The sequence below is a fragment of the Pseudothermotoga sp. U03pept genome (assembly GCF_051235805.1).
Lineage (GTDB): Bacteria > Thermotogota > Thermotogae > Thermotogales > DSM-5069 > Pseudothermotoga_B.
Map to the genome: position 1 here is coordinate 1,934,573 of NZ_JBPNXV010000001.1, position 18,333 is coordinate 1,952,905.

At 42.2% G+C, this 18,333-nt stretch carries 18 protein-coding genes; 7 read left to right on the plus strand and 11 right to left on the minus strand.

The features are described from left to right. Nucleotides 1-11: 11 nt before the first annotated feature. The 3 genes from ACSFC1_RS09480 to moaA are packed head-to-tail and all read right to left on the minus strand — an operon-like array spanning nt 12 to nt 1,865. The gene (locus tag ACSFC1_RS09480) at nt 12-470 is read right to left on the minus strand and encodes an MOSC domain-containing protein (protein ID WP_435565859.1); all 459 of its coding nucleotides are present in this window, start codon (nt 468-470) and stop codon (nt 12-14) included. Then, nucleotides 445-930 (minus strand): cyclic pyranopterin monophosphate synthase MoaC, encoded by a 486-nt coding sequence (gene moaC, locus ACSFC1_RS09485; RefSeq protein WP_435565860.1) that lies wholly within the window; start codon nt 928-930, stop codon nt 445-447. Before moaC ends, ACSFC1_RS09480 begins: the two co-directional genes overlap by 26 nt. 2 nt (nt 931-932) lie before the next feature. Then, nucleotides 933-1,865 carry a GTP 3',8-cyclase MoaA gene (gene moaA / locus ACSFC1_RS09490; RefSeq protein ID WP_435565861.1) on the minus strand — a complete coding sequence of 311 codons (933 nt, stop codon included), beginning with the start codon at nt 1,863-1,865 and terminating at the stop codon, nt 933-935. Between the two features lie 118 nt (nt 1,866-1,983). Here moaA and ACSFC1_RS09495 point away from each other — a divergent pair, with 118 nt between their 5' ends. Together ACSFC1_RS09495 and ACSFC1_RS09500 are read left to right on the plus strand one after the other, a co-directional pair. Beyond that, nucleotides 1,984-3,135 carry an MFS transporter gene (locus tag ACSFC1_RS09495; protein WP_435565862.1) on the plus strand — a complete coding sequence of 384 codons (1,152 nt, stop codon included), beginning with the start codon at nt 1,984-1,986 and terminating at the stop codon, nt 3,133-3,135. A 33-nt stretch (nt 3,136-3,168) separates the two neighbouring features. Next, nucleotides 3,169-5,103, plus strand: coding sequence for a PQQ-binding-like beta-propeller repeat protein (locus tag ACSFC1_RS09500; protein ID WP_435565863.1), 1,935 nt, complete (start codon nt 3,169-3,171; stop codon nt 5,101-5,103). On the opposite strand, the gene ACSFC1_RS09505 is transcribed toward ACSFC1_RS09500, so the two are convergent. The 4 genes from ACSFC1_RS09505 to ACSFC1_RS09520 are packed head-to-tail and all read right to left on the minus strand — an operon-like array spanning nt 5,086 to nt 8,248. Next, entirely contained in the window at nt 5,086-6,561 is a 1,476-nt protein-coding gene (locus ACSFC1_RS09505; RefSeq protein WP_435565864.1) for a TrkH family potassium uptake protein, read from the minus strand. The genes ACSFC1_RS09500 and ACSFC1_RS09505 overlap by 18 nt on opposite strands. Before the next feature lies 1 nt (nt 6,562). After that, a complete protein-coding gene (locus ACSFC1_RS09510) occupies nt 6,563-7,213 on the minus strand; it encodes an NAD-binding protein (protein ID WP_435566024.1) in 651 nt (216 codons plus the stop codon). A 5-nt stretch (nt 7,214-7,218) separates the two neighbouring features. Further along, nucleotides 7,219-7,650 (minus strand): potassium channel family protein, encoded by a 432-nt coding sequence (locus ACSFC1_RS09515; RefSeq protein WP_435565865.1) that lies wholly within the window; start codon nt 7,648-7,650, stop codon nt 7,219-7,221. Next, the gene (locus tag ACSFC1_RS09520; RefSeq protein ID WP_435565866.1) at nt 7,634-8,248 is read right to left on the minus strand and encodes a response regulator; all 615 of its coding nucleotides are present in this window, start codon (nt 8,246-8,248) and stop codon (nt 7,634-7,636) included. The genes ACSFC1_RS09515 and ACSFC1_RS09520 overlap by 17 nt, the downstream gene beginning before the upstream one ends. A gap of 165 nt (nt 8,249-8,413) precedes the next feature. Between ACSFC1_RS09520 and ACSFC1_RS09525 the strand changes: the two genes are divergently transcribed. From ACSFC1_RS09525 to ACSFC1_RS09545, 5 genes are all read left to right on the plus strand, one after another. Further along, on the plus strand, nt 8,414-9,112 hold the full coding sequence (locus tag ACSFC1_RS09525; RefSeq protein WP_435565867.1) for a GntR family transcriptional regulator: 699 nt from the start codon (nt 8,414-8,416) through the stop codon (nt 9,110-9,112). 136 nt (nt 9,113-9,248) lie between these two features. After that, on the plus strand, nt 9,249-10,013 hold the full coding sequence (locus ACSFC1_RS09530) for a cyclase family protein (RefSeq protein WP_435565868.1): 765 nt from the start codon (nt 9,249-9,251) through the stop codon (nt 10,011-10,013). A gap of 17 nt (nt 10,014-10,030) precedes the next feature. Beyond that, on the plus strand, nt 10,031-11,986 hold the full coding sequence (locus tag ACSFC1_RS09535; protein ID WP_435565869.1) for a sodium:solute symporter family transporter: 1,956 nt from the start codon (nt 10,031-10,033) through the stop codon (nt 11,984-11,986). Continuing rightward, entirely contained in the window at nt 11,976-13,223 is a 1,248-nt protein-coding gene (locus ACSFC1_RS09540) for a LeuA family protein (RefSeq protein WP_435565870.1), read from the plus strand. Before ACSFC1_RS09535 ends, ACSFC1_RS09540 begins: the two co-directional genes overlap by 11 nt. A 261-nt stretch (nt 13,224-13,484) precedes the next feature. Then, entirely contained in the window at nt 13,485-14,735 is a 1,251-nt protein-coding gene (locus ACSFC1_RS09545) for a Glu/Leu/Phe/Val family dehydrogenase (protein WP_435565871.1), read from the plus strand. A 28-nt stretch (nt 14,736-14,763) separates the two neighbouring features. On the opposite strand, the gene ACSFC1_RS09550 is transcribed toward ACSFC1_RS09545, so the two are convergent. Genes ACSFC1_RS09550 through ACSFC1_RS09565 form a run of 4 tightly spaced genes read right to left on the minus strand, consistent with a single transcriptional unit; the run spans nt 14,764 to nt 18,329 of the window. Continuing rightward, nucleotides 14,764-15,084, minus strand: a complete 321-nt coding sequence (locus ACSFC1_RS09550) for a hypothetical protein (protein ID WP_435565872.1) — start codon at nt 15,082-15,084, stop codon at nt 14,764-14,766. Further along, on the minus strand, nt 15,057-15,863 hold the full coding sequence (gene folK, locus ACSFC1_RS09555) for a 2-amino-4-hydroxy-6-hydroxymethyldihydropteridine diphosphokinase (RefSeq protein WP_435565873.1): 807 nt from the start codon (nt 15,861-15,863) through the stop codon (nt 15,057-15,059). Before folK ends, ACSFC1_RS09550 begins: the two co-directional genes overlap by 28 nt. After that, nucleotides 15,860-17,242, minus strand: a complete 1,383-nt coding sequence (locus ACSFC1_RS09560) for a pyruvate carboxylase subunit B (protein WP_435565874.1) — start codon at nt 17,240-17,242, stop codon at nt 15,860-15,862. The genes folK and ACSFC1_RS09560 overlap by 4 nt, the downstream gene beginning before the upstream one ends. A gap of 1 nt (nt 17,243) precedes the next feature. Next, nucleotides 17,244-18,329 carry a M20/M25/M40 family metallo-hydrolase gene (locus ACSFC1_RS09565; protein ID WP_435565875.1) on the minus strand — a complete coding sequence of 362 codons (1,086 nt, stop codon included), beginning with the start codon at nt 18,327-18,329 and terminating at the stop codon, nt 17,244-17,246. Between the last annotated feature and the right edge of the window lie 4 nt (nt 18,330-18,333).

Below are 18,333 nucleotides of genomic sequence, written 5' to 3' on the forward strand. Positions count from 1 at the left end.
AATCTTACCCCTCATCGGATAAAGAGCACCCTATCGCCAGCCTTAACTTTTCCACCTCTTAGAACTCTCAGGAATATTCCCTCAGTGGGCATTACGCATTTACCAACAGTCTTTGCTATCGCACACCTATCATGGCACTCCTTGCCTATTTGAGTCACTTCCAATTCAACAAGATCGTTTATGTAAGCCTTCGTACCCACAGATAATCTGTACACATCAACACCATCCACTGTAATGTTCTCTGCAAAATCTCCATAGTTCACTTCGATACCCCAGCTTCTCGCCTTTTCTATACTGCTCAACGAAAGCATCGAGACCTGTCTGTGCCAGTTACCGGCATGAGCGTCATCTTTCACACCATAGTTCTCTATCAATTCGATTTCTTCAACGGGTGTCTTTTTCACGCCTTTCACTTTCGAAATGTTCACAGAAAGGATCTTCCCCTCAAGTTTGTTCTCTCTTGTACTCACCAGACTTACCTCCTGACTTTTCAACAAGGTATATCTGTTCTATGATCATGCCCTTGTCCATGGCTTTGCACATATCGTATATCGTCAGAGCCGCAATGGCAACGGCAGTGAGTGCTTCCATTTCCGCACCAGTTTTACCAACACATTTGACAGTCGCTGTTATCTCCACACCGTTTTCTTGCTCATTTACTTTGAACTCAAGATCAACGTTAGTAAGATTCAAATTGTGACACAAAGGTACCAACTCTGAAGTTTTCTTAGCCGCCATTATTCCAGCTATCTTTGCGACAGAAAAAACATCACCCTTCTTAACTGTCTTTTGAGTTATGGCATCGAGGGTCTCTTTGTTCATTCTTATTTTGGCGTGTGCAACTGCTGTTCTTTCGGTGTCTTGTTTTTGTGTTATGTCCACCATGTGAACATTCCCGCTTTCGTCGATGTGAGAAAGCTTCCAATCCATCTTTAACCTCCCAACCTGTTCATCGCGTTATCAATCTTGCCGTGATTCATATTATGGCTGAAAGGTTTGTTATTGACAGCCGTTCTTACAAGTTCCGAAATTTGTTGAGTCGATTGGCCAGATCTAATTGCTCGCATTAGGTTGACGTGAAATGTTGAGCCAAGGCATGGGTAGAGTTTCCCATCGCAGGACAGTCGCAGTTTGTTGCAACTTTCACAAAAAGAGTTGCTCATAGCCGAGATGATGCCAACATAAGAGCCTTCCTTCGTAACAAAGTACTTCGCTGGACCATAACCAAATCTTGCGTGGACAGGCTTCAGTTGATAACTCGATAATTTCTCCAAGATCTGTTTTTCAAAGACAGTGCCTTCGTTTTTCCTACCAACTGGCATCATCTCTATGAATCTTATGGGAACACCTCTACTGGAGGCATATTTCAAAAGTTCTGGTAGTTCATCAAAGTTCTTTTGGCTTACTACCACGTTGAGTTTGACGAATAAACTTTGTTCTACTGCTTCGTCGATACCTTCGAGCACAGGTCTGAGCTCTCCAAAGGTTATTGCTCGAAAGTTCTCTTCATCCAGGCTGTTTAGACTAACATTGATGGAAGAAAGCCCCGCTGTTTTCAGATCTTTAACGAGTTTTTTGAGCATGCTGCCGTTCGTAGTCATCGAAAGGTAAAAGTGTTTCGACAGAGACTCGACGATTTGCACAACATCCTCTCTTATGAGAGGTTCTCCACCAGTGATACGAATTTGCTTTATTTCAAGTTGTTTGAAGACATCTACCAGAAATTTCATTTCTTGAAAAGTAAGTAAATCAGCAGTCGGCAAGAATTTTGTGCCAGGCGACATACAGTAGAAACACCTGTGGTTACATCGATCGGTTATTGAAAACCTCAAATAGTCTATTGAACGTCCATAACGATCCTGCAACTTACCAACTCCTACAACTAAGTATACATCGATCCCCAATTTCATCGCAAAGACAAGCTCATCATTTTGAAATCAACGCGTACGCTTTTTGTGTCTATAATTTCCTTGCAGTAGAGAGGTGTTTACAATACAGTTCTACATATTCACAGCGATAACCAGCTTTGCAGGTCAGATTTACGGTGTGATCTTCAATCTGTTTCTGAGACAAAATGGTTTGACAAACCTTGAGATAGGCAAGATTACCTCAGCAGCCCTTTGGGGTTCTGCCGTGCTGGGTACTTTTTTTGCATTTCTTGCCGATAAAGTCGAGAAAAGAAGGTTTTTGAAATCTCTCGTCTGCCTCCAAATACTCACACAGTTTCTCAGAGCCATATTGTTGAGCAGTCAGTGGCAGATTGTATTGAATTTCACAGCCGGTGCAGCCTCTTCAGCGGTGTCAATAATCATTTCTGCTTCAATGATACTATCAACACCGTCTAAGAACAGAATGATTCTCTTTGGTTCAAATTTCTCTATCTCGATGATCATGAGCGTCCTTGGTAACTTAACTGGCGGATTTGTAGCCGACCAAGTGGGCTTTAGATCTACAATGTTTCTTGCCGCCTCAATTTACAGCACAAATCTACTGATCGTCAAGAAATTACCAGTCAAAGATCGCCAGGTTCTTGAAAAGGTTGTTTTCAACCCATTGCAGAAAGGCATTCTTTGGTACTATCTACTCTCTAACTTGCTTGTAGGTTTTGGTGCGGGGTTGTTTATAAGCTTCGGAAACTTGATCTTGAGCGATCTTTTTGCCATGTCGACAACCTTGATTGGTTTGGTGATGGCTTTGACTCAGATAGCTACCGCTATCGGAGGAGCTATGAACTATTTGCTTGAAAAGCGCTTCAGTCCAACAAAGGTCTTACTCTTCTGCTATACTGCCGTTATACCATTGATGATCTTTCTGGCTTTCGTGAGAAATCCTGTTGTCTTCTCTGTGATGTACGTATTGAGGTTTATGTTCATGAACATGGTAAGCCCCATCTTCTCTGTGCTGGTGTTTTCAAATCTACCAATCCAATATCTTTCTATCACGAATGGAATTGGCAACTTGCTGAACAACTCTTCTCGTGCTGTTGCCGCTCTTCTGTATGGATACATAGTCAAGGGCAATTCTGATTACACCAAACTGCTCTTGCTGAGTATGACTTTTTACCTACTGAATGCCATAATCACATATTCATTACACAAAAAGTTAGATCTTCGCTCTGATATCAATACTGTATAATTCATAAGGAAATCAGTTCTTTGAGGTGTCAGTATGAGGATAATCGTCTTGTTTCTTTGTATTCTTACGATCACGATTTTGGCAGAGTCTTTGCTTGTTCTAACCAGCAACAGCCTTGAGTTGTATGATATCTCGATACCCCTTGTCCCAACAAGAATAGCAGTTACAGAAACTACTGCTCCTTTGAAGGCATTGTACGAGTCAGAAAGGATATACGTCCTTTGTGAATCACAGATAGAACTATACGATTCCTCTTTGAACAGAATCTCGGCCACCAAGCTCACTGAAAAGTTTTCTGACGCTTTGCTCATCGACGAATTGTATCTGTTCTCGGATTACAAACTCTCAGTCTACAGCAAAACTCTTCTGCCTCTCCGCAATTACACATTTGCAGAGAAAGCCATGAAGGTCGACGCACATGGTAGCAACATACTAATACTGCATTCATCGGGAAAGATTGTCTGCTATACAAAATCAATGAATAAACTGTGGGATTTGTCCGGTCCAGACCCATTTTTGGGAATGCAAACCATAGAGGACAGTCTCTTTGTCTGGACAAAGAATAGATTCTACATGTTCAAGATGAACGAAGGCTATCCTGTTTACGAAAAAGAAGGCAATTTTACTGGCAATTTTATTCAAGTGATCAGAGTTAGAGATAGCTTGGTTTTGCTTGATTCTAACGGTGTATTGAGGTTAGTTCCATTGCAAGGCTTCAAGATTGTGGAAACCATAAGTGTTAACGCCAAATCAATGAGTGCCTATGGAGATTACATATACACAACCACAAAAGATGGCAAGATAAGAGTTGTGAATGTTTTGTTCTCCTCAATGAAATTGCTGCACAGTTTTTCGACGAATGCTTTATTCTCGAGAACGATTCCCATCTCAACAAAACCAAAAACAGTCGAACCAGAAAAACCTACACAGTTGCTTGTGGAACCTCCAAAGATTGAAAAGAAACAAATTGAGCTGATCTACGAGGCAAAGTTACCGATGCCAGCAAATACCTCTTGTGTTGTCTCTAATAAAGATCTTTATTCAACATCGATGTATGGTGAATTGATCAATTTCAACACAGAAACAAAGAGAAGCTCTTCATCGAAGATCTCTTTCATCACCACAAGCGATCTTGCTTTGACGAATGACGGCACATTGATAATGGGCTCTTGGGACAAAAGCGTCTATATCGTAAGAAACAAGCCAGTAAAACTCAGAATAGGTTCAAATGTAAGTCTTGCCAGTTCGATAACACCTAAAGGATTTGTAGTCGCAGATGACGATGGAGTACTCTCACATTTCGATAATATTGGAAACGAAATTTGGAAATTCAGTTTGGGCAACTGGCTTGTCTGTCCTGCTGCAGTACATGAACATTTTGGAATTCTCACACTCGATTGGCTAGGCATACTAAGACTGATCGATTTTTCCGGCAATTTGGTCTGGGCAACCTACTTAGAGTTCAGTAATCAAGGGGCCATCGCTTTATCTGAAGAAAAGGCCTTCGTGGTGAACAACGGTAAGCTTTACTGTATAGAACTCTCATCTGGTAAAGTACTGTGGACATTTTCACAAACAAGCTCTGTGGTGAACCATGTTGTCTGCGACAACAAAATCGTTATGTGCTACTCTCAATCAGGAGAGTTGTATGCGCTTGATCACTCAGGAAAGTTGCTTTCCTCGAGAAAATTTGAGAACCTTTTCAGCATCATTCTGACCAAAAATTCTAGAGCACTTGTCTTCACACAGACAGAGGTTGCATTGATCGATCAGAATCTCAAAACACTCAGCAGTGAAAAATTGCCTTACCCTCCTACAGTACATCCAACGATGGCAGAAGATGGCACTGTCTATGTCATCTCGAATGACCGGCTGATACTCTACTCCGTCGACGACAAGCCGGCGACAGGATGGGCTATGTATTTGAAGGACCAATCACACAGCAGTCTTTTATCGGTGAACCGCTGACGAAAAATCTCTGAACACCTTGGCAAAAGCGTACAAGACTACGAGAAACTCGAGCCTACCGAGAAACATACCTGTGATTAACGTCCAAAGAGCTCCATCTGGCATCGAGTAATTAGTCACACCAACTGAAAGACCGACACCAGCAACTGCAGAAGCAAACTCAAAGATCGACTCAGATAACCCATAGCCACAAAGTAGTAAGACAACAACACCAACAATAAAAGAAAGGATATAAAGTCCTGAAACAAGAAAGGCTTCTCTAATGAGCGAATCATCGAGATATCTCTTGTTGTTACCTTTCCATATTTCAACTTGTACCACAGCACTTCTGGGCAGGAGAAATCTTCTAACAGAAAACAGAAGTGCTTTGCCCATCACAGTCAGTCGATACTGCTTTATACCACCCGAGGTTGAGTCCATACAACCACCCATCAACATCAAAACAGAAAGGATGAATATGCCAAGGGGAAAGCTAATCCATTTTCGAAGGTCTGACGTTGAAAATCCTGTACCCGTTAAAGCAGATACAACTTGGAAAAGTGCTTGTCTCATCCCACTATGAACGGTTGGAAATATCTTTCCTACACCAGCTGAGGAAAGTATTACAACAGAAACCGCTGTCAGTAAAAACATCTGTTTTGGTTCAGGATTTTTTCTCAACGCCTGCCAATTTCTCTGCCAAAAGGCATAGTGAATTCCAAATCCAGTCGCTCCAAGCCACATCAAGACTATGCTCACAAGCTCAACGGAGAAGTTGTTGTAAAAGCCTATGCTACTGTTCTTCGTGGAAAAGCCCCCTGTTGCAAGTGCTGTAAGAGAATGGTTGAAGGCATCGAATAGATTCATACCAGCGGCTCTCAAAGCTATTGCGCCGACAAGAGCATAAGCCACGTAAACTATTAGGATAGTCCTTGCTGAATATCTGATGTTTGGTGCTATGTTGTCAACCCTGCCTTCAGCCTGATACAAACCAAGGCCCGTTGGACCGATTACCGCTCCCATGACTATTATCGCAAAGCCTGCACCACCCAAGAATTGTGTAAGACTTCGCCAGACGAGTATTGTTTTAGGTACTATCTCAACATCTGAAATGACAGTCAACCCTGTAGTAGTCCACCCACTTGTAGACTCGAATATCGCGCGTGAGAAACCGAGAACTCGTAAGAAGACATACGGTAACGACGAAAGAAAAATGATCAAAAGCCACGAAAACAACACTATTACTGCTCCTTCTTTCGAGGTGATCACTTCCATGGTTGCGAAACGGCACTTGATACAGAACAATCGCGAAAGCAATAAGGAAAGACCAGAAACTATGAGAAATGCAGGAACAGCGGAGAGTTCTCGGTAGATCAAAGAAAACGGCAAAGGAATCAGGAATATGAAAGAGAAGAGCATCAAAAGACTACTCATCACCTTAAAGACTGTTGCGTAGCTTGTTCGAAGATGCGAAAACATTTCATTCACCCACCAAGCTTCTGATCACCTGCGTTTGGACATTTGGTTCGCAGATGATAAAAACACGATCCTTTGGCAACAGCTCTGTCTCTCCTCTCGGAATCACAACATTGTTTTGGCGCAATATCCCACCGATGATACATTCGTTAGGGAGGTTTATCTCTTTGAGCTTTTTGCCAATAGAGGGAGAACTATCAGGTATCTCCAGTTTCAGAAAAACTAATTTCCCCTCTTCGACCGGGAAAAACTCCTCCATTTCTTCAACGAGCAGAAGACCTTGTATCGTTTGACTGAGCAGAGAAGTCGGGCTGACGGCAACCCGCACACCGAGTCTGTTGAAGATCTCTATGTTTTCTGGATCATTGACGAGTGTGACAATCCTCTCAATACCGTAGTATCTTTTTATCATCTGAGAGATTATCAAACTATCGCGATCGGTGTTTGTCAGTATGACAACAATATCATCCCGGGAAAACTCAATCTGATCGAGTATGTTCTTTCTGCTGCCGTCTCCGTTGATTATCACTGCGGAGAGTTTTTTTGCTAACTCTTGACACACCTGCGGATCTTTGTTAACAATATAAACATGATAGCCCTTTGAAATCATAGATCGTGCCAAATGATAGGCAATACGATACCCACCTATTATCACTATCTTCAACTCTGTCCCCCCGTCTCGACCTCTTCTATGATCTTGTTGGCAACAAGAGCTGTTGGTGAAACCACTTTTATGTCAAATTCTTTGAATATCTCTTCATTATCAGGATCATTCACCCTTGCAATGACCTCTTTGACACCAAAATACTGTTTTGCAACCGTTGATATCATAAAATTCGTGTTGTCATCGCCGGTCAATGCCAGGACCACATCTGCTCTTTCGATCTTTGCTTCTTTCAGATGAACGATCTCTGTTGCATCGCCTAAGACTTTAAACCCGGTGAACTCCTCTGAAAGATTGTCAAAAGCCATCTCTCTGTTGTCTATCACAACAACATTGTTACCGGTGGCAGACATATGAGAAGCCACTATAGAACCTATTCTTCCACAACCAACGATTATCGTGTACAGACCTTCAGTCCGCTTTCTCATAGCGTTGAAGCTCCCTGAGTGCTTTCTTGTGATCTGGATCCAAGACAAGCGCCGCTTTTAGATGCTTCAAAGCGAGCACGGGGTTGCCAAGTTTTTCCATAACCATAGCATAGATGAAGTGTGCATCAGCAGATGGATTGATTGCGAACAATTGTCTCGCCATACGTTCCGCGACGTCAGACCTATCTTGATTCAGCTTTTCTTCGATCCTTCTTTCAAGTTTTTCAAAGGTGATTTCTTCTTGATTCAGGAGTTCTTCAACTTTTTTTACCAAATCTTGCGCAGGGAAAGGTTTTGACAGATAATCAGAAGCGCCACTTTTCATCGCCTCGACAACAGGTATGGCATTCGTGATTGCAGAAATTATCAAAATCGGCATCTCACGTCCTTCTTGTTGCATCCTCTTGAGCAACTCAATGCCAGATATACCTGGTAATCTCAAATCCAGCGTCATTAGATCAAAAGATTGTCGACGCATTTCTACAAGTGCTTCCTCAGCCGTTGCAACCGCTGTGACTGTGTGATTTCGTTCCTCAAGAATTCTCTTTATGAGACTCCTCACATTTCTTTCATCATCTACCACGAGTATGTTTGCCATAGGAAGATCACCATAAACTCAAGTTTACCACAGATAGATTTCAGAGAGAAAACATCTGAAAATATATATAACTCATCGGTTGAATCACCATTTGATGATCGACATCAACAGCAATAGTATAATTATTATCGACACAATACAATCATGTGATGGAGGGAATGAAAAGTGGAGACATATCAAAGACCACTCAAGATTTCACAGAGTGTAGCGCAAAAACTGAAAGACGAGATCATAAAAGGCGTCTATGCTCCGGGCCAAAGGATCAAGATCTTAGATATAGCGAAACGATTCGGAGTAAGCCAAACTTCGGTGAGAGAAGCACTCAAGGTGTTGGAGAAGTCTGACCTTGTTACTGAACTACCACACAAGGGATACATTGTGACACAGCTCAATCTCTCAGAGCTATTGGACATTTGGAAGATCAAAGAAAGACTTTGGGCATTGGCATTCGCTTGGTTTGCGGAGCGAGCAACGGATGAACAGATTAAAAAGGCAAAATCCTGTGTGAAGGAGTTTCGAGATGCGTATCTGGAGAACGACATCGACAAGGCTTTTGAAGCAAACTTCGCTCTAACAGATGTGGTACTCGAGGGATGTGGTTCGAAGAAGTTGGCATCTTTACTCGACTCAACGGAAGATCAAGCAAAAAGATATAGATATCTGAGCCTTATATATGACGACAATCTGAGAATATCATCACAGTACTTCACCGAAATTGCATACGCTTTAGAAGCTAGAAATGCGCAAAAGTCAGCAGATTTGATAACGGAATACATCCAATTCAGTGCCAAGGTAATCAAAGAGCGTTATCATGATATGGTATCGAGGTATAAAGAAAAACCTCGAAAAAGTAAAACAGAATAAGATAGAAGCACTTTTTTGAAATTTCTACCCACATTTCGTTCGACTTTTCCACAATTTGCTGATTTTTGGTTCTTGTTTTTCATTTGAGCTATTATGTATTATCGATAATCGAGAAGAGGGGGTGATCTCTTTGGGCATGAAGTTAATTGATCTCAGTGAGACAATCGTACCAAACTCACCTTCTGAACCCTGGCCGGCCAAAGTAACTTATTTAGACCACAGAGCAGGGACACAGGAGATGAGAGAACGCTTCGGTGTGGATCCAAAGGACTTGGTTTTTTCTGGTGGATTGGGTTGGTCTTATGAATTCATCGATGCTATGACTCATACCGGTACGCACCTGGATGCACCATGGCATTTTCATCCAATAGTTGAAGGAAAACTCGCCAAAACAATTGATGAAGTGCCTCTTGAATGGTGTTATTCTGATGGCGTAGTACTCGACATGCGCCACAAAAACTTTGGTGAATTCATCACCGTTGAAGATTTGAAAGTGGAACTCGAAAGAATTCGTTATTCAATCAAACCACTCGATATCGTTCTGATAATGACAGGTGCAGACAAAAGAATGGGAACAAAGGAATATTTTCTACAGCCAGGGATGAGTCGTGAAGCAACACTTTGGCTGTTAGAACAAGGAGTCAAGATAACTGGCATCGATGCTTACACTTGGGATCGACCCTTCATGAACATGTCTAAGGACTATCAACAAACAAAGGATGGTTCATACATATGGCCAGCTCACTTTGCAGCAATTGAAAAGGAATATTGTCACATCGAAAAATTGGCTAACCTCGATAAGATCCCCAAACCTTTTGGATTCAAGGTAGCAGTATTTCCAGTAAAAATATTCAAAGCCAGTGCGGGATGGGTAAGGGCAGTCGCAATTGTTGAAGAGTAGGAAAAGGAGGGTGGAAAATGGGTACTGTGGCAATCTTTACCGTTTTCTTTGCAATCTTCGGCTTTGTGATGATCCTTGTTGGGTGGATCACAAGAAAGTGGATAGGTAGAAGCACGGACTATCTGGTGGCAGGAAGGCAGATAAACCTGATTGTGAATATTTTGGGAGTTGCAGCCATTGGTTATGCCGGAACCACGCTAACTTTGGCACCAGCTTTCACATTGATGGGTGGTTTGACGAAGAGTATCTTTATGCTTGGCGTTGCTTACTCACTAACTGGGATTATCTCTTACGCACTCTTGATAGCACCAGCCGCGAGAAGAACGGGAGCGCACACTCTTCCGGAATGGCTCGAAATGAGATTTGACAAGAGAGTCAGATTTGTGATCACACTTGTAACAGTAGTTGCAATGCTTGGTATAACTGCCAATAACATTCTATCTATGGCAACGATTATTTCAGGATTCACCAAATGGTCTATACCCTCAACCATACTCTTAGTTTTCTTGATTTTCCTCTTCTTTACAATCCTTGGAGGTATGTGGGCAGTAACACTCACTGATTTCATACAAGGCGTTCTGTGCACAGTTGCGATCCCAACACTGATAATCTTCTTGTTAGTGAAATACGGAGGAATGAGCTTTTTGACTCAGAATTGGCCTGGCGGTAATGTCTGGACAACTGGTATATCCGGTAAGACCTTTCCCTGGTTTTCAATGTTCTACCCAAGTGTCTTAGTAGCTTTCTTCCTGTATGGCATGGCACTTGTGTGGGGGTCGAACAGCTACTGGATAAGGGTTAGCTCTGTGAGAAGTGAAAGAGTTGCAAAACTCTCATACTTGTGGGCTGCGGTAATACTTTTCTTGGCTAATGGATTCATGTATCCCTTGTTGGGTGCTTATGTTGGCTCCGCGCATCCAGAAATGTTTGCCCCAAAGGGAACTGCTGCACCAGCAGCCGCGTTTGGTATTTTCCTGAGGGAAACTCCAGCTGCGCTGGCTGCCTACTTCTTGCTGACAACGGTGGCTGCTTCAGTTTCAACAGCCACGACATACTACATGGCGGGAAGCTCTGTTATCGTGAGAGATATATACCAAAGATTCTTCAAACCAAACGCAAAGCCAGAGCAACTCGTAAAACCCTCGATGATAGTCAATGCTCTTTTCGGTGTAACTGCTTTGATTCTGTGCTTTTTCCCTGGAGGTCCTGTGTACCTGTTTGCCTTCGCAACCGCTTGGCTTGCTCCGACGGCTGTCATGGTTATCCTGGGGCTCTACACAAGGAAATTCTCCAGCACAGGAGCTTTCGTAGGAGGACTAACAGGACTAATCTTTATGTCTATCTGGACCCTACTCGATTTGACCAAGATATACCCACTCACCACCAAGTTTGGGCACATGGTTATTCCTGGAGTCGTAGTTTCAGTCGTCTCAGCTCTGATCGCGAACTTCTTTGGTAAATCAAAATACGATTTTGTGGTGCAAAAAAGATCTAAACTCAGTGAAGAAGAAATCACTGTGCTGGACATAATCAGAAAAGGTTACAACACGATGGCAGAAATAACAGATCTTTTGGACATTGATTCTTTCAAAACAGCTGATTTAATCCTGTCTCTTGAAAAGGCAGGTGCAATCGAGAGATTGTCAAACCGTGGTTCTGGTTTCTACATGTTCAAAATCACTGATTTCGGCAAAACACTTCCAACAAAGATATCCAAGGACGAAGTTTTTGAAGGCATCGATAAAACAAGTATTAAAGTACTCGAACACATAAGTGGAAAGGGGCAGATTCTCTCCGATGATATTTCAAAAGAAACTGGATTGAACACGATGGCTTTGGCGACTGTTGTGAGTTCACTTGCGAGAAGGGGTTACATCAAGGAAGGGGGAATATGGAGGAGAACAGTTGGTATTACTGAAAAGGGTTCCCAGTTGCTTTCAAAGTACAAGGAGATGGTCAAACATGGAATTTGAAGAAATTGAAGGATGCAAGCCTTTTACAATGAACGGTAGTTGGGTTTCACCGCTCAACTATTGTTCAGAAGTAAGAGAGAAGATGAATTTACCCAACAGAGTATTAGTACACGATGTGACTCTCAGAGATGGTGAACAGATGGCTGGTGTAGTCTTTACAGAGGATGAAAAAGTTTTCATAGCACAAGAATTAGACAAGATAGGTATTCCGATGATAGAAATAGGAACACCAGCCGTTTCCGAGGAAGACCAAAGAGCCTTCAAGAGACTTTCAAAGATGAATCTAAAAGCCAAGAAAATTGCCTTGGCGAGAATCAGTGAAGAAGATGTAAAACTCGCAGCAGAGTGCGGTGCCGATGGTTTGTTTTATGAAACAAGTGTTAATCCGTACTTCGTAAAGTACGTTCTTGGTCTTGATTCAAAAGAATTCATTAACAGGATAATCAGAGGTGCAAAGCTTGCGAAAGAATTAGGATTATTCGTTGAATTCTGTGGTTGGGATACCTTTAGAATAAACAATCTCGAGTGGATCAAAACTGTCTACACAGAACTGCTCAGAAATGCAGAAGTTGACCAAATAGGTATATCTGATACACTTGGTCAAGCCCATCCTTTCACTGTGAATTTCCTGGTGAGGAAGATGAAAGAATGGTTCCCAAACGTTCCACTCGCTATACACGTGCACAATGATTATGGACTGGCTACAGCGACAGCACTCATGGCAGTGGCATCTGGAGCAGAAGCAGTTGAGACATCCTTCAACTGCCTTGGCGAGAGAACGGGAAATGCAGCGACAGAAGAAGTAATTATGGGCATTGAGATGATCCTTGGAATCAAGACAGGCATAGATTGTTCTGAATTGTACAGGATTTCAAAACTGATACAGGAGATATCTAAGGTACAGGTGTCACCAAATAAACCTATAGTTGGGGAAAAAATATTCCATAGCGAATCTGGTATAGTAATCGATGCCAATGAGAAGATGTACAGAGCCACGGGTCTAAAGTATTCTATGTTCCCATACAATCCAGAGAATATTGGAAGACAGTTGAGGTATGTAGCGGGAAAAAAGAGTGGCCGTGCTTTCATCAAATACTACCTAAAGCAGAAGGGCTTGAGTGCTACTGATTCACAGATAGAAGAGATACTCATCAGAGTCAAAAGATATGGAATCGTGTTGAAAAACTTTATACAAGATGAAGAACTTGATAGAATCATTCGATTTGTGCTCGAATGAATTTCAAGATCAACTGAAAGCCCACCATTGAGGTGGGCTTTTGTTTTTCAAGTGCATACTTGTGCATACTTGTGATTTAGTGTGTATAAATGAGCAAACCACATTTCTTTGCATTTAGTTGGTTTTTGAACCCAGAAAACTCGTCTTTGCTACCTTTTCTTTCCATAGAATCAGATGCTAAAATGAGAAATGTGAAGTGGTTCACTAATTCTTTGACCCGATGGAAGGTTATTTCTAACCTACGTGAAGGGAGGATTTTTCATGGCTAAATCGTTGTATGAACAAGCGCTCGAGGTTTTCGGGTATGCTGCTGATGTAATGAAACTTGATCCAAATATCAGAAAATTCCTCGAAAGGCCTCAGCGCACCTTAGTTGTTGAATTTCCAGTTGTGATGGATGATGGCAGAGTAGAGATGTTCACAGGGTATCGTTGTCAGCACAACACAGCCCGAGGTCCTGCAAAGGGTGGAATAAGGTATCACCCTGATGTCACACTCGATGAAGTACAGACCTTGGCGTTCTGGATGACTTGGAAGTGTTCTTTGCTGAATCTACCCTATGGCGGAGGTAAAGGTGGAGTCAAGGTCGATCCAAGCAAACTTTCAAAACACGAACTGGAGAGGCTTTCACGAAGATTCTTCTACGAGATAGCCAATTTCATTGGCGAAAAGAGAGACATCCCTGCCCCTGATGTGAACACAAACGCTCAGGTAATGGCTTGGTATGTCGATACCTACACTATGCATGCTGGTTATCCGGCACTTGGTGTTGTGACTGGAAAACCTGTAGAAATCGGTGGTTCAGTTGGTAGAAACGAAGCAACTGGTCGTGGTGTTGCGGTGACTGCTGCCGAGGCTTGCAAGTTGCTTGGCAAAGATATTTCAAAGGCAACCGTAGCAGTTCAAGGATTTGGAAACGTTGGATCTTTCTCTGCGAAAATTCTGTACGAAGATTACAAGGCAAAAGTTGTTGCTGTAAGTGATGTGTCTGCAGCTTATTATGATCCAAACGGCTTGGATATAAATGATTTGATCACCTACAGAGACAGCAACAAAGGCTTCATCGAGGGATATCCAAAGGGAAAGAAAATATCTCACGAAGAACTGCTCGAACTCGACGTAGACATATTGGTTCCTGCAGCTCTGGAGAACGCCATCACTCAGAAAAATGCCGACAAAATCAGAGCAAAATTCATTGTTGAGGGAGCAAATGGACCTGTAACACCAGAGGCAGACAAAATACTTCTTTCAAAGGGAGTTACTATTATTCCTGATATACTCGCGAATGCTGGTGGAGTAACAGTCTCTTACTTTGAATGGGTGCAAGATTTGCAATCATTCTTCTGGGATCTCGACGACATAAGATCAAAGCTGACAAAGATGATGAAAGCTGCATTTGCCGAAGTTGCAAAGACTAAGGAGAAATACAATGTAGATTTCAGAACAGCGGCTTACATAGTCGCAATCGAAAGAGTTGCACAAGCGGTAAGACTGAGAGGCATCTATCCATGAAAAAAGGGCGCTTTCGCGCCCTTTTTACTCACATCTTTTTGTCAAATCTTGTCCCGCATGCTTGAGTTATATCTTTATAACTTTTGATCGCTGCCTCAGATTTTTTCATCTGCAAGGCATTTTCACTGAGTTGTTGCATTTGTGACTTGATCTTCTCGATCCTCTTTGCATCTGCTTTTAAGATTTCATCTGCAAGGTGTGAATCTATCTTTGCAAAAGATTTGAGTATTTGTTCACGCCTTTCCAAAAGAGGCAACAACTCTTCATATTGTTGATTTTCTATCAGAAGATCTATCTGTTGTTCTATCGTCTTCACTTCCTTTACCAATTCTTCGTCACTAAAATGCATTCTTCGCCTTCTTTCCTCATACACCGAAAATCGCCTTCTAATGGGTGTTCAAAGACACCCAACTCCAAGAGAGGAAAGATCACAAATTGTCTGTTGAGTATATCATAATGTGGTATCACCAAATTGGTTGACTCGTAGATTATGTTGCCGAAAAGGAGTATATCCAAATCGATGATTCTTGGACCCCATCTCTTTTCTCTTGACCTGCCCATAGTCTGTTCCACGTGCAACAGAGTTTGTAACAATTCTTGTGGCTTTTGTTTTGTATCTACTTCGACAACGCAATTGTAGAACTTTGGTTGTTCAGTCACACCATAGGGAAGCGTCTCATAAACGGAGGACGTTCTGATGATTTTCAAACCTGAAAGTTCCAGTAGATCACATGACCTTTGGATATTTCTCAATCTGCTGCCAAGGTTAGAACCAATACCGATGTAAACCTGACCAACCCGTTTTTCAAGAACTACGTCCGCACAAGCAAAATAGTCGTGCGTGATTGTAAGGTGAGCAAAATTGAAAGAAAAATCGGTATGAAACAGAAACAATGGTTTCTTGAGCTTGTTGTGAATTACTTCGATGGCTTTAAAGGAATAATCTCTCAGTCCCGTGCCCAAAGCTTTGAAGAACGCTTCTTTCGCCGCGAAACGAGCTGCCAGATACGTTTTCTTGTCTTTTACTGTCTCAAATTCCTTTGCTTCGCGCTCACCAAGTATTCTTCGACTTATGGATTCACTTACTCTATCGATTCTAAGTATATCGGTACCTATTCCCATTATCATACAGGGTAAACAGGTGCCTCGAACTCTTGCACCAAGTCGAAATCAACCTTCAGTTGATCAAGATAGCGCTTTTGAAGATATTTTTTGCCAACTTCTCCGAGTATGACGTATATCAGAAGATCTTCATCAGTTTTTGCGAGTAACCCGAGCTCTTTTTTTGCTCTTTCAAGTTCCGGCGGAATGAGTTCACCTGGACGAAGATCTATTGGTTTCTCATCACCGAGTATCTTCTTGGTCAAATCGGGATCGATAGGTGCCGGCGGTTTACCGTAAAAGCCTTTGACATATTCTTTCACTTCCTTAGTTACCTTTGCATACCTCTCTTTGGTCATGACATTCAAAATTGCCTGAACACCGACTATCTGACTCGTGGGAGTCACTAAAGGTGGGTAGCCAAGATCTTTTTGAACTCTTGGTATCTCTTCGAGCACCTCTTTCATCTTATGAGCCATCTTCTGCTCTTGAAGTTGCTTCACCATATTGGAGTACATTCCACCAGGCACTTGAGCATGGAGTATCTTTGGGTCAATCGTGGTCATCTTCACATCGTATGAAGAGTATTTTTCCCTAACTTTTGTGAAATGCTCTATCAAGTAATTCAAAGTTTCCCAATCAGGTGGAGGAACTAAACCTTGTTTGCTCAGAGAATAATAAAATGGCTCAAAAGGTGGTTGTGAAGTACCCAGTGCAAAAGGTGACAGCGCGGTGTCAACAATGTCAGCCCCAGCATCGATGGCGGCTTGATAACTCGCATCAGCAAGTCCACAGGTGCAGTGTGAATGAACATCCACTGGCAAAGAGAACTCTTTTTTCAACGCAGTGACAAGATCAAAGGCTTCCTTAGGGGTGAGCAAGCCAGCCATATCTTTTATGCAGAGCGAATCTACCCCAAGTTCAACCAGTTTCCTTGCATAGCCCAAGTAATATTCCAAAGTGTGTACGGGACTGACGGTGTATGAAATAGCCCCTTGAACGTGTGCTTTCATCTTCTTCGCTTCGTCTATCGCCACGATTAGGTTTCTTTCGTCGTTCAGAGCATCAAAGATCCTGATTATATCTATTCCACTTTCGACCATCTTTCTGACAAAGAGTCTGACAGTATCATCTGCATAATGTCGATAACCAACCAGGTTCTGTCCACGGAGCAACATCTGAAGTTTCGTGTTCTTGATTTTCTCTCTAATCTTCTTCAGTCTCTCCCATGGATCTTCATTCAGAAACCTCACAGCTACGTCAAAGGTGGCGCCGCCCCAGACTTCCATAGAGTAGAAACCAACTTTATCCATCACTTCAAGAACCGGCAACATGTCTTTCGTTGACATTCTGGTCGCGATCAACGATTGATGACCATCTCTCAGTGTTGTATCAACAAATTTCACCTTACTCACCTCTGTTTGAATTGAAATATCTCAAGATCTCAAGCGAAAGAGCCACTCTTGTTTCAAAACTGCTCAGAAGTGCGTATTCTTCTTCGGAGTGAAATCTAACGCCTGTGATTCCAAGTCCATCGATCGTTGGGACACCAAATTGATAGAAGAAAGCACTGTCTGCCCCTCCACTTGAATGTTGGTAATCAAACCTAACACTAACTCTCTCAAAAGCTTGTTCAACAGCCTTTTTCATCTCTGAGTGAAATTCCATAGAAGGTCTACGAACTTGTATTGATAGTTCGCAACTTGTCCCATTTATAGAAGGTTTAGAACAAAGTTCTGATAACACCTCTCTGCACTGTTCAAATTCTTGTTGTGTTGAAAATCTCACATCGAAATAGGTGTTACACAAATCGGGAGTGACATTCGATTTTTCACCTGCATTTATTATCGTAGGATTGATCGTTAAGCTACCAATCTTCCCATTCAAACTGTAAATGGCATCTATCTTTCGGCACGCTTCAACAACGGCGTTTGCACCTTCTTCAAGTCTTGAAGCATGACCTTTCTTTCCTTTTACAACAAGGCTCATCGAGGCAATACCTTTTCTGCTACTGACGATCTCACCATTGATTCCACCAGGCTCAAAAGACAGACAGCAAAGACTTTGCGTTGCATACTTCTCGAAGGTAGTCTTGCTGGTTTTCGAACCAAGTTCTTCATCGACGTTCAGTATGACGCACAAACTCTCAATTCCATCCTTCAGCGCTTTCTCTACTGTAGCAAGAAGCGTGATTACTCCACCTTTCATATCTGCCACACCAGGTCCGCGAACAACATCGTTTTCAATTCTAAATGGTCTTTTCTGAGCCTCTCCTTCTTTGAAAACTGTATCCAGGTGACCTATGAGCGTGAGGTATGGTCCATCACCAATTAAACCAACATGTGCTGCTTCTTCTTGGAAAACTGAAAAGCCCATCTGCTTCAACTCTTGAGCAATGAAAGATGTCCTGGAAAGTTTTGTCTGAAGATCTATATCAAAGCCTGTATCGGTGTTGACCAGTTCTTTGTAAAGGTTCAACCATCTTTCCTGCATCTTA

Bases quoted from the DNA above. Each gene is read 5' to 3' on its own strand.
- ACSFC1_RS09520 (WP_435565866.1), bottom strand. From the start codon at position 8,248: ATGGCAAACATACTCGTGGTAGATGATGAAAGAAATGTGAGGAGTCTC.
- moaC (WP_435565860.1), bottom strand. From the start codon at position 930: ATGGATTGGAAGCTTTCTCACATCGACGAAAGCGGGAATGTTCACATG.
- folK (WP_435565873.1), bottom strand. From the start codon at position 15,863: ATGATAATGGGAATAGGTACCGATATACTTAGAATCGATAGAGTAAGT.
- ACSFC1_RS09535 (WP_435565869.1), top strand. From the start codon at position 10,031: ATGGGTACTGTGGCAATCTTTACCGTTTTCTTTGCAATCTTCGGCTTT.
- ACSFC1_RS09515 (WP_435565865.1), bottom strand. From the start codon at position 7,650: ATGAGAAAGCGGACTGAAGGTCTGTACACGATAATCGTTGGTTGTGGA.
- ACSFC1_RS09565 (WP_435565875.1), bottom strand. From the start codon at position 18,329: ATGCAGGAAAGATGGTTGAACCTTTACAAAGAACTGGTCAACACCGAT.
- ACSFC1_RS09545 (WP_435565871.1), top strand. From the start codon at position 13,485: ATGGCTAAATCGTTGTATGAACAAGCGCTCGAGGTTTTCGGGTATGCT.
- ACSFC1_RS09550 (WP_435565872.1), bottom strand. From the start codon at position 15,084: ATGCATTTTAGTGACGAAGAATTGGTAAAGGAAGTGAAGACGATAGAA.
- ACSFC1_RS09530 (WP_435565868.1), top strand. From the start codon at position 9,249: ATGAAGTTAATTGATCTCAGTGAGACAATCGTACCAAACTCACCTTCT.
- ACSFC1_RS09500 (WP_435565863.1), top strand. From the start codon at position 3,169: ATGAGGATAATCGTCTTGTTTCTTTGTATTCTTACGATCACGATTTTG.
- ACSFC1_RS09505 (WP_435565864.1), bottom strand. From the start codon at position 6,561: ATGTTTTCGCATCTTCGAACAAGCTACGCAACAGTCTTTAAGGTGATG.
- ACSFC1_RS09540 (WP_435565870.1), top strand. From the start codon at position 11,976: ATGGAATTTGAAGAAATTGAAGGATGCAAGCCTTTTACAATGAACGGT.